We start from the raw sequence: 14340 nt of genomic DNA on the forward strand, positions 1-14340 counted from the left end.
TTTGAGAACAGCCCCGCTCCCGCGACCCGTGATGTTGATGCCGCGGCAGGTTGCGAAGCCAATGCGGGGCGTGGCATTTGTCGATGCCGATCATTGGGATGGCAAGCAGGACATGGCACGGCCACCAGACACCGCCCAACACCAGACCGCGAGCGCAGGCGTCAGCCTGAACCGGGCGCTTTCCAAACTCGGCCTGTGTTCGCGCAAGCAGGCCGAGCTGCTGATCGCCGAAGGGCGCGTGCGGGTTGGCGGCAAGGTGGTGCGCGATCCGTCGCTGCGCGTCGATCTCGGCCGCGACCGCATCAACGTCGACGGCGAGCAGATCGTCGCCGAGGCAAAAGTCTACCTGATGATCAACAAGCCGCGCGGGCTGGTCACCACCCGCGACGACCCACAGGATCGCGGCACCGTCTATGACTGCCTCACCGGGCTCGAGCTGCCTTTCGTGTCGCCGGTCGGGCGCCTCGACAAGGCCAGCGAAGGTCTGTTGCTGATGACCAACGACACGCGCTGGGCGAACGGCCTGCTCGATCCGGCCTCGCATGTCGCCAAGACCTATCATGTGCAGATCGGTGCCGCGCCAGACGAAGCGATGCTGAAGCGGTTTCGCGACGGCGCGATCGTCGATGGCGAGCTGCTGGCCGCAAGTTCGATCGAGCTGCTGCGCAGCGGCGGCCGCACCGCATGGCTGGAAATCGTGCTCGACGAGGGCCGCAACCGCCAGATCCGCCGCCTGCTCGGCGCCTTCGATATCGAGGTGCTGAGGCTGGTCAGGGTGGCGATCGGCGGTTTGCAGCTCGGCGAGCTCGCCATGGGCAAGGCGCGGCATCTGACATCGGAGGAATTGGCGGTGCTCGCGCGTTAAGAGGCAGGCTTGCTGAGAAACACTACTTCTGGTTCCACCTGCGTATCACCGGCTCGCTCAGATCGTGCTCATAGCCGAGGATGCTGAGGCTCGCGGTATCAAGCACGAAGTGCGCACCGCCTTCGGGTGGCAGACCGAGCCAGCGCGCGGCCAGCACGCGCAGGAAATGCGAGCTTGAAAACACCAGCACATTGCCCTCGATTGCCCGCAGCCCGGCGATGATCCTGTCGGCCCTGGCACCAACATCCGCTACCGACTCGCCGTCGGGACAGCCGTCATGGAACAATTGCCAGCCGGGGCGCTGCACAAGAATCTCCTTGGTCTTAACGCCCTCATAGGCGCCATAGTCCCATTCCTGCAGGTCGTCCTTCTTGACGGCAGCAGCGCCGAAGCCGGCAAGCGTGCAGGTGCTGAAGGCTCGCTGCGACGGGCTCGACCACACCGCCTGGAAGGACAGATCCTTGAGCCGGTCCGCCACGCCGCGAGCTGCCGCCTCGCCCTTTGCCGTCAACGGTATGTCGGTGCGGCCGGTGTGTTTTCCCGAAGCGCTCCACTCCGTCTCGCCGTGACGGACGAGGTAGATTTCGGGGTACGGATTGCTCATGCGCCGGCCTTTCGGTTTTACGTCCGCACCCTACCCGGGAGGGCCCGGCCAGCGCCAGCCACGTGCAGGCGGAAAAGGAAAGGCCGCAACCGAATCGGCTGCGGCCTTGTGCTCAAACGTCAGTGCCCGGAGCGGTCAGGCGGGCTGCAGATCGCCCGACAGCGCCAGGTCGGCTTCCTCGGACAATGTGCCGGCCATGGCGGCGGCGAACTTGGTCTGGTCAAGTTCGCCTTCCCAGCGCGCCACGACGATCGTCGCCACTGCATTGCCGACGAAGTTGGTCAGCGCCCGGCATTCCGACATGAAGCGGTCGACGCCGAGGATCAGTGCCATGCCGGCGACCGGCACAGTAGGCACCACCGAGAGCGTGGCGGCCAGCGTGATAAAGCCGGCGCCGGTGATGCCGGCGGCACCCTTGGAGCTCAGCATGGCGACGAGCAGCAGCAGGATCTGGTCGCCATAGGTGAGCGGCGTATCGGTCGCCTGGGCGATGAACAGCGCCGCCAGCGTCATGTAGATGTTGGTGCCGTCGAGGTTGAAGGAATAGCCGGTCGGGATGACCAGGCCGACCACCGAGCGGTTGCAGCCTGCGCGCTCCATCTTGGCCATCAGGCCGGGAAGAGCGGCTTCCGAGGACGAGGTGCCGAGCACCAGCAGCAGCTCTTCCTTGATGTAGCGGATCAAGGCGAGGATCGAGAAGCCGTTGTACCAAGCGACAGCGCCGAGCACGACCAGCACGAAGAGCAGCGACGTCAGGTAGAAGGTGCCGATCAGAAAGGCGAGGTTGGCAATCGCGCCGATGCCGTATTTGCCGACGGTGAAGGCCATGGCGCCGAAGGCGCCGATGGGGGCGGCCTTCATCAGGATGGCGACCAGGCGGAAGATAGGCGAGGTCAGCGCCTGCAGGAAATCGACGACCGGGCGGCCGCGCTCGCCGACCAGAGCGAGAGAGATGCCGAACAGCACCGAGAAGAACAGCACTTGCAGAATGTCGCCTTGCGCGAAGGCGCCGGTGATGGTGTCGGGGATGATGTTGAGCAGGAAGCCGACGATGGTCGTGTCATGCGCCTTCTCGGTGAAGGTGGCGACCTTCGAGGGGTCGAGCGTCGCCGCATTGATGTGCATGCCGGCGCCCGGTTGGACGACGTTGGAGACGACCATGCCGACGACCAGCGCCAGGGTCGAAAAGACCAGGAAATAGATCATCGCCTTGCCGGCGACGCGGCCAACCTTTTTCAGGTCGGAGACGCCGGCAATGCCGGTGGTCACCGTCAGGAAGATGACCGGCGCGATCACCATCTTGACCAGCTTGATGAAGGCATCGCCGAGCGGCTTCAGCGAAGCACCGAGTTCGGGATAGAAATGACCGAGCAGCACGCCGGCGGCGATCGCCGTCAGGACCTGCACGTAGAGATGACGGTAAAAGGGTAGCTTGCCGCGCGGTTCGGCGGCAGCGAATGCTGGCTGCATGACGTCCTCCATGGCGCCCCGATCGAAAGCTCGACCTCCCGGGGCAGTTGTTTTCCGCAGCCTTGCGACTGCCGTATTGGTCACTGCAACTGCCGTGCCAGACTGTGCGGCATACCGCAGCCATTGATTTTGTTGAGTATTCGTCCGATCGAGGCTGCTGCCGCTCAACGCAAGTGCGGACATCCGCATGACTGAATTGTGCTTTGTGCGAAATCATGCACAAATAGGGAATGCTGCAACGCCCTGTCGCGGTCCTGTCGCCGACGCCCGAGCAACTCGGCAAACGCGCGCGTCGCGCCTGGCTGCTGTTTGCGGCGATCGCGCTGGTGATCGTTGCCACGGCGCTCACCGGCGCCGGCCTCTACGCGCGCCGCGCCGAGGTCGCGGCACTGGCGGCGCAAGGCCGCACCGATGCCAATCTGAAGGTTGCGTTGCTGCGCGCCGTGCTGGAAAGCCCGCGGGCGCTGCCGCTGCTCTTGTCCGAGGACCAGCAGGTGCATGACGCCCTGCAGAACAAGGGCGCTGTCACGATCGACGTGCTCAACCGCAAGCTCGAAGGGCTGGTCTCCGGCACCAAGGCTTCGGTGCTTTACGTCACCGGCGTCGACGGGTTTGCGATCGCCTCCAGCAACTGGCGCGAAACAACCAGCTTCGTCGGCAACGACTATGGTTTCCGCGCCTATTTCTCCGGCGCCATGCAATCGGGAACGGCCGAATATTTTGCGCTGGGCAACATCAGCAAGCGCCCGGGCCTCTATATTTCGCGTCGCGTCGGCAATGCGGCGGCACCGCTCGGCGTCGTCGTCGTCAAGATGGAATTCGACCAGCTTGAAGCCGACTGGCATGAGGCCAACCGGCCGGCCTATGTCAGCGACGACCACGGCGTCGTGCTGATCACCAGCGTGCCGTCCTGGCGCTTCATGACCACCGCGCCGCTGACCGGCCCGGTGGCTGCCGCCATCCGGAGCAGCCAGCAATTCGGCAACGCGCCGCTGATCCCCTTGCCGATCACACGCCCCGAGGCATTGAGCCCTGACGTGTCGATGGTGCATGCGATAACACCGGGCGGCAGCGATGCCGAATATCTCAGGCTTTCGACACTGGTCCAATCGACGCCATGGCGGCTCGATTATCTCGTGCCGGTCGAAGCGCCGATCGCGGCTGCGGTGCGTGAGATGCGGCTGCTGGCGCTGGGCGTCGTGGTGCCGTTGCTGGCGCTGGCCGGCTACCTCCTGTGGCGCCGTCAGTCGGCGCAGATGCGCATCGCCGCCGAACAGGCAGCGCGCATAGAGCTCGAGCGCCGCGTCGTCGAGCGTACGCATGACCTCAGCCTGGCTCGCGACCGGCTGCAGGCCGAGATCACCGATCACCGCAGCACCGAAGCCAAGCTGCAGGTCATGCAGCAGGAATTGGTGCAGGCCAACCGTCTTGCTACCCTCGGCCAGGTTGCCGCCGGCGTCGCGCATGAGATCAACCAGCCGGTGGCGACCATCCGCGCCTATGCCGACAATGCGCGTGTGTTCCTGGAGCGCAAGCAGACCGCCTCGGCCGAGGAGAACCTTGGAGCGATTGCCGCGCTGACCGAGCGCATCGGCGGCATCACCGAAGAGTTGAAGGTCTTTGCCCGCAAGGGGCGCACGGCAGCCGAACCGGTCGAACTGCGCGGCGTCATCGAGGGCGCCGTGGTGCTGCTCAGAAGCCGCTTTGCCGGCCGGCTGGACGCGCTCGATATCACGCTGCCGCCGGTAACGCTCAAGGTGATGGGCAACCGGCTGCGGCTCGAACAGGTGCTGATCAACCTGTTCCAGAATGCGCTGGAAGCGCTGGACGGGCGCGACGGCGCCAGGGTGCAGGTGTCGGCCCAGGAGACGGCCGACGGCGTGGCGCTTGCCGTCGCCGACAATGGGCCGGGCATTTCGCCTGCCATCCTCAAGTCATTGTTCACGCCGTTCAACACCTCGAAGGAAAAAGGCCTGGGGCTCGGCCTCGTCATCTCGCAGGACATCGTCGCCGATTATGGCGGGCGCATCGAGGTGGCGAGCGGCAGAGACGGCACGCGCTTCACCGTTCACCTCGCCAGGGCAGCATGATGGACACCGCACCGGTCGTATTGATCGACGACGACAGCGAATTGCTGAGGGCCACTCGGCAGACGCTGGAACTCGCTGGTTTTTCCGTCTCGGCCTTTGCGGTGGCGGCCGAGGCGCTGGCCGGGCTCGACGCCAATTTTCCCGGCGTGGTGGTGTCCGACATCCGCATGCCCGGCATTGACGGCCTGCAGCTCTTCGACCGCGTCTTGCAGCTCGATGCCGATATTCCGGTAATCCTGGTCACCGGGCATGGCGACATCGCGGTTGCGGTCAAGGCGATCAAGGATGGGGCCTACGACTTCATCACCAAGCCTTTCGCCGCCGACCGGCTGGCGCAAAGTGTGGCACGGGCGGCGGAAAAGCGCCGGCTGGTGATGGAGAACCGCGCCTTGCGCGAAAGCGCCGAACAGGCGCAGGACGGCCTGCCGCTGATCGGGCAGACGCCGGCGATGGAGCGATTGCGCCGGACGCTGCGGCAAATCGCCGATACCGATGTCGACGTTCTGGTGACCGGCGAGACCGGCTCCGGCAAGGAGGTGGTGGCGAGCCTGCTGCATCGCTGGAGCCGCCGCGCCAGGGGCAATTTCGTGGCGCTGAATTGCGGCACGCTGCCGGACACGGTGATCGAAAGCGAACTGTTCGGCCATGAGGCCGGCGCCTTCACCGGCGCACAGAAGAAGCGCATCGGCCGCATCGAGCATTCGAGCGGCGGCACGCTGTTTCTCGACGAGATCGAAAGCATGCCGGCCTCGACCCAGGTGCAGATGCTGCGGGTGCTGGAAATGCGCGAGGTGACGCCGCTCGGCACCAATGAAATCCGGCCGGTCGACCTGCGCGTCGTCGCCGCCGCCAAGGTCGATCTCGGCGATGCCAGCCGGCGCGGCGCCTTCCGCGAGGATCTCTACTACCGGCTCAATGTGGTGACGATCTCGATCCCGCCGCTGCGCGAACGCCGCGACGACGTCGCCCTGCTGTTCTTCTACTTCGCCGAGCGTGCAGCCGCCCGCTTCCGCCGGCAAATGCCAGCAGTGCCTGCCTCAGTGCACCGCCATCTGAGCCAGCACGACTGGCCGGGCAATGTGCGTGAACTCGCGCATTTCGCCGAGCGTTTCGTGCTGGGACTGGAGGAAGCGGCGCAAGCGCCACCTGCCGCATCGGCGGAGCCGGATGACGCCAGTTCATTGCCGGAACGGCTGGAACGCTATGAGGCCGATGTCATCCGCGAGGCACTTGGCCGCAATGACGGCGATGTCCGGCGCACGATCGAAGCGCTCGGCATTCCGCGCAAGACCTTCTACGACAAGCTGCAGCGGCACGGCATCGTGCGCAGCGATTTTTCCAGGTAATTCATTTTCCAGGTAATTCAGGCCTGTGGAACCGAAAGCAGGGTAGATATTGTGAACCGGCGCAAAAAAACCGTGGCAAGTCGGCATCAGAAAGTGTTGAAGACCGCATCGGCGGCCTTCGGCACGGCGCGATCCGGTTGCGCTCGGCAGATGTTGATGATTTGTTGCCGGTCAGCGGAGAATGAATGATGCGAGAACCTGTCGGTCAAGATGAATATGGATCGACCAACCCGTTCGATCCGGACGATCTGACGAATTTGAACGCGATCGGCCCGGCCATGGGCGGCGGCAACGACTTCGAGAAATACGCCGTTGCCGTGATCATCGTCTTCGGCGCGCTGATCATTGGCGGGCTGATGGCCGCTTCCATGACCTTTGGTCACCGGAACGGCTTCCTGTTTGCGCTTGGCGGCGCAACCGCGGCCTGGATATCGGGCAATGCGCTGCTCCTCGACCGTCCCCGCATCTACGCGGCGTTCGTCGTGATCGCGGCGCTGATGCTCGTCGGGTCGACGCTTACGCTCGTCCTCTGATCAATCTCTTGTTTTGATCAGTAGCCAATCGCCTCGCCGGATGCGGCGCGGCTGTCGATGGCGCCGTTGTAGCGGGCGCCGCCGCCCTTCTCGATTTCCGCCAGGCTCTTGCCGCCGACAAGAATGCCGGCCGCCTGACCCCAGGTAGAATCCGCGAGATCGAGGTGGTAGCCCATGCCGGCCAGCAGTTTTTCAGTGTCGGGCGACAGGCCGAAGGGTTCGACATAGATCGTGTCGGGCAGCCATTGATGGTGGATGCGCGATGCGTCGATCGCCTCCTGGATGTTCATGCCGTGGTCGATGACGTTGACGATGGCTTCCAGCGTGATGGTGATGATGCGCGAGCCGCCGGGGCTGCCGATAACCATGAACGGCTTGCCGTCCTTGGCGACGATGGTCGGGCTCATCGATGACAGCGGCGTCTTCTTCGGCTGGATAGCATTGGCCTCTCCCTGCACGAGACCGTAGAGGTTGGGCACGCCAGGCTTCTGGGTGAAATCATCCATCTCGTTGTTGAGCAGGATGCCGGTGCCGTCCGCGACCACGCCGGCGCCGAACGAGCCGTTCAGCGTATAGGTGACCGCGACCGCATTGCCGTCATCGTCGATGATCGAATAGTGCGTCGTTTCCTTCGACTCGCCGAAGCCCTTCGGCATCAAGTCCTGCGAGACGCCGGCGCGGAACGGGTCGATCTTGTCGCGGATCTCCTTGGCGTAACCCTTGTCGAGCAGTTTCGAGACCGGATTGTCGACGAAATCGGGATCGCCGAGCGCCGAGTTGCGGTCCACATAGGCGTAACGCATCGCCTCGACCATGACATGCACCGTCTCGGCCGAGCCGGCGCCGAGATAGGACAGCGGGTAGCCCTCCAGCACGTTGAGGATTTCGCAGATGATAACGCCGCCGGAGCTTGGCGGCGGCGAGGACGTGATCTCATAGCCGCGATAGGTGCAGCTCACCGGTTGCAGCTCGCGTACCTTATATTGCTCGAAGTCTGCCTTGGCCAGAATGCCGCCCCTGGCGCCGCTCGCCTTGACGATGGCGTCGGCGATGGCGCCTTTGTAGAAGGCGTCGGCGCTTTTTTCGGAGATGGCGGCGAGCGAGGCTGCAAGATCGGGCTGGAGGAGACGCTCGCCGGCGCCATAGGGTTTGCCGTCCGGCTTCAGGAAGATGGCGGCGGCGGCAGGGTCCTTCGCCAGCCGTGCGGCATTGCTTGCGAATGAAGCAGCGTCGCCCTGGTCGAGGATGAAGCCATCCTTGGCATAGGCAATTGCCGGCGCCATCAAATCCTGGCGTGGCAGCGTGCCATATTTTTCACGAGCCATCTCGAACCCTGCCACGGAACCCGGTACGCCGACCGCGAGGTAGCCATCAAGGCTGGCGCCCTTCACCGGATTGCCGTCCTTGTCGAGATACATGGTCTTGGTTGCCGCCAGCGGCGCGCGCTCGCGGAAATCGAGGAAGGTCGATTTGCCGTCCTTGAAGCGGATGGTCATGAACCCGCCACCGCCGATATTGCCGGCATTAGGGTAGACGACGGCGAGCGCATAGCCGACGGCGACCGCCGCATCGACGGCATTGCCGCCCTTCTTCAGCACCTCGACGCCGGCTTCCGACGCCAGATGCTGGGCGGTGACGACCATGCCGTGCTCGCCCTTCGCAGGTTGAGGCGATGCGGCATGGAGCGCGCCGGATGGCGCGAGCGCAATTGCGAGCGAAAGGGTGACGCCAATCAGCGTCCGGCGGGTCAAGGGCATGGCGGTGCTCCAAGTGCGGTGTGCCTAGAAGAGCTACATGGAGCGGCCGAGTCCATCATCAATATGAGCGAACACATATTGGTGTTCGCCTGCCGGCAGAGGCAAGCTAATCTCCCCCCTGTGGTGGAGATTAGCCAATCTCAAACAATCCCGCCTGACCCGCCCACAACCGCCGGCCGTTCCGCCGCGACCTTCGCCCGGTAGCCCGCCGCGCGATATGCGGCGACTGGATCAATGGCGCCGCCTGTGTTCAGCCGCGCCATGGCAAGGATCGGCTCGACATCGGTGCGGTAGGCAGCTTTCAGCGTCTGCGTCGCCATCAGCGCATCATTGCCGTCCTGAAAACCTTCGAGCGCCTTGCGGTCGACCAGCAGCGCCTGCGCATAGGCGCGCTGCACCTCGACTGCCGACAGCATCAGGCTTTCGATCGGGTCGGTGACGTTGTGGCTCTGGTCGAGCATGTGGGCGGGATCGAAACCCTCGGCGCCGGACAGCTCGGCATCGACCAGTTCGTTGAAGACCAGGAACAGCCGGTAGGGATCGATCGAACCGGCATCGAGATCGTCGTCGCCATATTTGGAATCGTTGAAGTGGAAGCCGCCGAGTTTCTTGAACTGGATCAGCCGCGACACGATCATCTCGATGTTGACGTTGGGCGCATGGTGGCCGAGGTCGACCAGGCAGTAGGCCTTGTCGCCCAGCTCCTTGGCGATCATGTAATTGGTGCCCCAGTCCTGCACGACCGTGGAGTAGAAAGCCGGCTCGTACATTTTGTGTTCGGTGAACAGTTTCCAGTCGGCGGGCAGTCCGGCATAGATCTCCTTCATGGCGTCGAGATAGCGCTCGAAGGCTTTGGCGAAATTGACCTGGCCGGGGAAATTCGAGCCGTCGCCGATCCACACTGTCAGCGCCCTGGACCCCAGCGTCTTGCCGATCTCGATGCATTCGAGATTGTGCTCGACGGCCTGGCGGCGCGTGCCGGCATCGGCATGCGAAAGCGAGCCGAATTTGTAGGAGAGCGTCTGATCCCTGGCATCCGAAAAGGTGTTGGAGTTCATGGCGTCGAAGCCGAGGCCGAAGCGCGAGGCCGCCTGCTTCAGCCGGTTCGGATCGGCCTTGTCCCACGGGATGTGCAACGAGACGGTCGGCGTCGCCTGCGTCAGCTGGCTGATGACGGCGCAGTCCTCGATCTTGTCGAAAATGTCGCGCGGCTCGCCGGCGCCGGGAAAACGGGCAAACCGCGTGCCGCCTGTGCCGACGCCCCAGGACGGAATGGCGACGGCGAATTTCTCGACCTTGTCGCGGATGGCATCGATGGCGATGCCGCGGCGGTCGAGGCGTTCGCCGAGAGAGGCGTAGTCGCGCTCGAGGTCGGGTCTGCGATGGGCGTTGTGGCTGGAGACGAGATCGGCGGCGATGATGGTTTCGGACAAGTGCTATTCCTCCCAATGCGTTCAGTCAGCGCTGCCCCTCATCCGGCCCTTCGGGCCACCTTCTCCCCGTATAGTGACGGGGAGAAGAGAAGCGCTCCGCCCTTAACTCAGCGCGTAAAGCTCTGCGCGTTGCCGGCGTCGACGTTGATGATGTTGCCGGTGGATTTGGCCGACATGTCGGACGCCAGGAAATAAATCGCTTCGGCAATGTCTTCCGGAAACACCGAGCGCTTCAGCATCGAGCGCGAGCGGTAGTGTTCTTCCAGATCGTCGGTCGACATCTTGTAGGCGGCGGCGCGCTGTTCCTTCCACTCGCCGGTCCAGATTTTCGAGCCGCGCAGCACGGCGTCCGGATTGACGACATTGACCCGGATCTGCGCTTCCGCGCCTTCCAGCGCGAGGCAGCGGGCGAGATGGATTTCGGCGGCCTTGGCGGTGCAATAGGCGGCGGCGTTGGGTGAAGCGGCAAGGCCGTTCTTGGAGGCGACGAAGACGACATTGCCGCCGATCTTCTGGGCGCGAAACAGCCGGAAGGCTTCGCGCGAGACCAGGAAATAGCCGGTCGACAATATGTCCATGTTCTTGTTCCACAGCGCCAGCGTCGTCTCCTCGATTGGCGCCGAGGAGGCGAGGCCTGCGTTGGAGACGAGAATATCAATGCCGCCGAACTCGACGGCTGTCTCGGCGAAGCCGGAAATCACCTGCTCCTCCGCGGTGACGTTAATCAGCACCGGCCGGACGAAGTCCTTGCCATAGGCTTTCGCCAGTTCGTCATTGGCGCTGGCAAGTGCGGCCTCGTCGATATCGGCCAGCACCACGCAGGCGCCTTCGCGCAGCAGCCGGCTGGCGGTGGCGCGGCCGATGCCGCCGGCGCCGCCGGTGACCAGCGCGATCTGGCCCGCGAGCGACTTCGGCTTCGGCATGCGCTGAAGCTTCAGATCCTCGAGCAGCCAGTATTCGATGTCGAAGGCTTCCTGTGCGGGCAGGCCGACATAGGACGAGACGGTCGAGGCGCCGCGCATGACGTTGATGGCGTTGACGTAGAACTCGCCCGAGATGCGGGCGGTGGCCTTGTCGCCGGCGAAGGTGAACATCCCGACGCCTGGCATCAGGTAGACCACGGCGTTGGGATCACGGATCTGGGGCGAGTCCGGATGCTTGCAGCTGTCGTAATAGGCCTGGTAGCCGACACGGTACTCAGCAATTTCGTCGGCGAGGCGGGCGATGACGGCTTCGACGTCGGGCTTCGCTGGGTCGAACTCGATAACCAGCGGGCGAATTTTTGTGCGCAGGAAATGATCCGGGCATGAAGTGCCGAGTGCCGCCAGCGGGCGCAAATCCCTGGAGTTGACGAATTCGAGCACGGCGGCGGAGTCGTCGAAATGGCCGAGCTTGTGGCTCTTCTCCGAAATCAGGCCGCGGATCCTCGGCATCAGTCTCGCCGCGATGGCGCGGCGCTCAGCGGCGTCTAGCGATTTGACGACTTCGCCGCCGAAGATGGCGAGACCCTCGGAGCGGCGCTCGAACCATTCGATCGCCTGGTTGATGACCGAGATCGTCGTCTCATAGCACTCCTTGGGTGTGTCGCCCCAGGTGAACAAGCCGTGGTTTTCGAGGATGACGCCGTTGGCCTGGGGGTGTTCGACGCAGAATTTCTCCAGCCAGAGGCCAAGTTCGAAGCCCGGCCGCTTCCACGGCAGCCAGCCGATGGCGTCACCGAATATCTCCTTGGTCAACGCCTTGGAATCCTTGGCCGCGGCAATCGCGATAATGGCATCGGGATGCATGTGATCGACGAACGGCTTCGGCACATAGGCGTGCAGCGGCGTGTCGATCGAGGCCGCGCGCGGGTTGAGGTTGAAGGTGCAGTGGGGAAGATAGCCCACCATCTCGTCCTCATGCGCGACGCCACGATAGAGGCCTTTCAGCGCCTGCAGTTTGTCCATGTAGAGCGTGGCGAAACCGTCCAGCTTGATCGAGGCGCTGTCGCCGCCCGAGCCCTTGACCCATAGCACTTCGACTTCGGCGCCGGAGAGCGGGTCCTTCTGCCGGATCTTGGACGAGGTGTTGCCGCCGCCATAATTGGTGACACGCTTGTCGGAGCCGAGCGTGTTGGAGCGATAGACCAGAAGCTCAGGCTCGCTCAGCCCCTTGGCTTTCGCATCGTCCCAAAGGTTGGCAAGGCGCGAGCCGGAGCGCTTGTCGAGCATGATTATCCTCCCTGGGACGCAAAAGGCGCGGTCCATTTTGCCGGAAATGTCTACGCAAGCATCTCGGTTGTCAATCATAAACGATCAAGATCGATCATATTGCACTGCACAATGAAATTATATGAGCGGAAATGATTGACACTGGTGGTTTTCTAGTGCCTCATGACCATGCAGGGAGGAACCATGCACGAAAAAGAGCGCCACAGGATCATTCTTTCCGCCGTCCAGGAAAAGCCTGTGGTGACGGTGCAGGAGATGGTCGACCTGACGGACTCCTCCGAGGCGACGATCCGGCGCGATATCGCGGCTCTTCATGTGCAAAAGCGCCTGCGTCGCGTGCGTGGCGGCGCCGAGGCGATCTCGCCACCGCAGTTCATCGGCCTCGCCGGCCGGCCCTTTTCCGTCAACGAAACGCTTAACGCTTCGCAGAAGCGCGCGATTGCGCGCGAAGCGGTGGAGCTGTGCAAGGACGGCGAACCGATCATCATCAATGGCGGCACCACCACCTTCCAGATGGTGCATTTCCTGACCGGACGCCGCATGCCGATCTTCACCAATTCGTTCCCCATCGCCGAGCACCTGCTCAAGCATTCGAAGAACACCGTCATGCTGTCGGGCGGCACCATCTACCGCGAGCAGAACATCATCCTCTCGCCCTTCGACAATGACGTGACGCGTAATTTCTACGCGCGCCGCATGTTCATGGGCGCTCAAGGGCTCGGGCCGCTTGGCCTGATGGAAGGCGACCCGCTTTTGATCCAGGCGGAGCAGAAACTGATCGACCAGGCCGACGAACTGGTGGTGCTGGTCGACTCATCGAAATTCCGCCAGCGCTCGAGCCTGATCCTGTGCGGGCTGAAGCGCATCGCCACCGTCATCACCGATGACGGCATCGAGGATCGCGAAGCCAACATGCTGGAGGCCGCGGGTGTGACGGTGATCGTCGCCCGCAAGTCGGCAAAGGAAGAATCCTCGCTGCAGGCCTGAGGCCAACCGCAGCGACGATGGAATGCAACGCTCAAGGGAGGAAATACGATGAGCTTTCTGAAGAAATTGATGGTGACGGCCGCGTTCTCGGCCGCCATGTTCGTGAATGCCGCCTATGCCGAGAACGTCAAGATCGCGCTGGTGGTGAAGTCGCTCGGCAACGGCTTCTTCGACGCCGCCAACAAGGGCGCCGAAGAGGCGGCCAAGGAACTCGGCGATGTCGACATCATCTACACCGGCCCGACCAAGGCGACCGCCGAAGCGCAGATCGAAGTGGTCAATTCGCTGATCGCGCAGAAGGTCAACGCCATTGCGATTTCGGCCAATGACGCCGACGCGCTGGTGCCGGTGCTGAAGAAGGCGATGGAGCGCGGCATCACCGTCATCTCGTGGGATTCGGGCGTCGCCAAGGAAGGCCGCCAGCTGCACCTCAACCCGTCCGACACCGGCCTGATCGGCGAGACCATCATCAAGCTTGCCGCCGACTATCTGCCGGAAGGCGGCGAAGTCGCCATTCTGTCGGCTTCGTCCACCGCGACCAACCAGAACGCCTGGATCGACGCGGCCAAGAAAATCCTGCCGGAAAAATTCCCCAAGATCAAACTCGTCGCCACCGTCTACGGCGATGACGATTCGGCCAAGAGCACCGACGAAGCCAAGGGCCTGCTGAAATCCTATCCGAACCTCAAGGCGATCATCGCGCCGACCACCGTCGGCGTCGTTGCCGCTGCCCAGGTCGTCACCGACGCGAACCTGATCGGCAAGGTCAATGTCACGGGTCTCGCGCTGCCGTCGGAGTTCAAGAAGTTCATCGACAACGGTTCCAGCCAGGCGGTTGCCCTCTGGAATCCGATCGACCTCGGCTACTCCGCCGTCTACCTCGCTCATGATCTGGCGGCGAAGAAGGAAGAGGCAAAGCCGGGCGCAACGCTGTCGATCGGCCGCGTCGGCAAGGTCACGCTCGACGACAGCAACTCGGCTGCGATGGCTCCGCCCTTCCAGTTCGACAAGTCCAACATCGAAAAGTTCTCCAAGATCTATTGAT

11 protein-coding genes are annotated in these 14340 nt (G+C 63.4%); 6 read left to right on the plus strand and 5 right to left on the minus strand.

From position 1 onward, the window contains the following. The first annotated feature begins 112 nt into the window (after positions 1-112). Positions 113-865 (plus strand): pseudouridine synthase, encoded by a 753-nt coding sequence (locus tag NKI35_RS08665; RefSeq protein WP_023681914.1) that lies wholly within the window; start codon positions 113-115, stop codon positions 863-865. A 22-nt stretch (positions 866-887) separates the two neighbouring features. Here the strand turns inward: NKI35_RS08665 and NKI35_RS08670 are convergent, their stop codons facing one another. Next, a complete protein-coding gene (locus NKI35_RS08670; RefSeq protein WP_023681915.1) occupies positions 888-1469 on the minus strand; it encodes a histidine phosphatase family protein in 582 nt (193 codons plus the stop codon). Between the two features lie 135 nt (positions 1470-1604). Further along, entirely contained in the window at positions 1605-2939 is a 1335-nt protein-coding gene (locus NKI35_RS08675; protein WP_023681916.1) for a dicarboxylate/amino acid:cation symporter, read from the minus strand. 230 nt (positions 2940-3169) lie between these two features. Between NKI35_RS08675 and NKI35_RS08680 the strand changes: the two genes are divergently transcribed. The 3 genes from NKI35_RS08680 (at position 3170) to NKI35_RS08690 (ending at position 6908) form a co-directional block, all read left to right on the plus strand. Then, positions 3170-5029, plus strand: a complete 1860-nt coding sequence (locus NKI35_RS08680; RefSeq protein ID WP_023681917.1) for a sensor histidine kinase — start codon at positions 3170-3172, stop codon at positions 5027-5029. Then, positions 5026-6375 carry a sigma-54-dependent transcriptional regulator gene (locus tag NKI35_RS08685; RefSeq protein WP_023681918.1) on the plus strand — a complete coding sequence of 450 codons (1350 nt, stop codon included), beginning with the start codon at positions 5026-5028 and terminating at the stop codon, positions 6373-6375. Before NKI35_RS08680 ends, NKI35_RS08685 begins: the two co-directional genes overlap by 4 nt. Positions 6376-6560: 185 nt before the next feature. Beyond that, positions 6561-6908, plus strand: coding sequence for a hypothetical protein (locus tag NKI35_RS08690; protein WP_032885862.1), 348 nt, complete (start codon positions 6561-6563; stop codon positions 6906-6908). Positions 6909-6925: 17 nt separating this feature from the next. Here the strand turns inward: NKI35_RS08690 and ggt are convergent, their stop codons facing one another. The 3 genes from ggt to NKI35_RS08705 form a co-directional block, all read right to left on the minus strand. Beyond that, positions 6926-8665 (minus strand): gamma-glutamyltransferase, encoded by a 1740-nt coding sequence (gene ggt, locus NKI35_RS08695; RefSeq protein WP_352739524.1) that lies wholly within the window; start codon positions 8663-8665, stop codon positions 6926-6928. Between the two features lie 140 nt (positions 8666-8805). After that, a complete protein-coding gene (gene rhaI / locus NKI35_RS08700; protein ID WP_352739526.1) occupies positions 8806-10098 on the minus strand; it encodes an L-rhamnose catabolism isomerase in 1293 nt (430 codons plus the stop codon). Positions 10099-10205: 107 nt separating this feature from the next. After that, positions 10206-12308: a bifunctional rhamnulose-1-phosphate aldolase/short-chain dehydrogenase gene (locus tag NKI35_RS08705; protein ID WP_352739528.1), complete on the minus strand. Its 2103-nt coding sequence runs from the start codon at positions 12306-12308 to the stop codon at positions 10206-10208. 183 nt (positions 12309-12491) lie between these two features. On the opposite strand from NKI35_RS08705, the gene NKI35_RS08710 reads away from it, so the two are divergent. Both NKI35_RS08710 and rhaS read left to right on the plus strand, forming a co-directional pair. Beyond that, a complete protein-coding gene (locus NKI35_RS08710) occupies positions 12492-13295 on the plus strand; it encodes a DeoR/GlpR family DNA-binding transcription regulator (RefSeq protein WP_352739530.1) in 804 nt (267 codons plus the stop codon). Positions 13296-13343: 48 nt separating this feature from the next. Beyond that, entirely contained in the window at positions 13344-14339 is a 996-nt protein-coding gene (gene rhaS, locus NKI35_RS08715; protein ID WP_352739532.1) for a rhamnose ABC transporter substrate-binding protein, read from the plus strand. Position 14340: the final 1 nt, after the last annotated feature.

The sequence above is a fragment of the Mesorhizobium sp. M0676 genome (assembly GCF_040320535.1).
Lineage (GTDB): Bacteria > Pseudomonadota > Alphaproteobacteria > Rhizobiales > Rhizobiaceae > Mesorhizobium.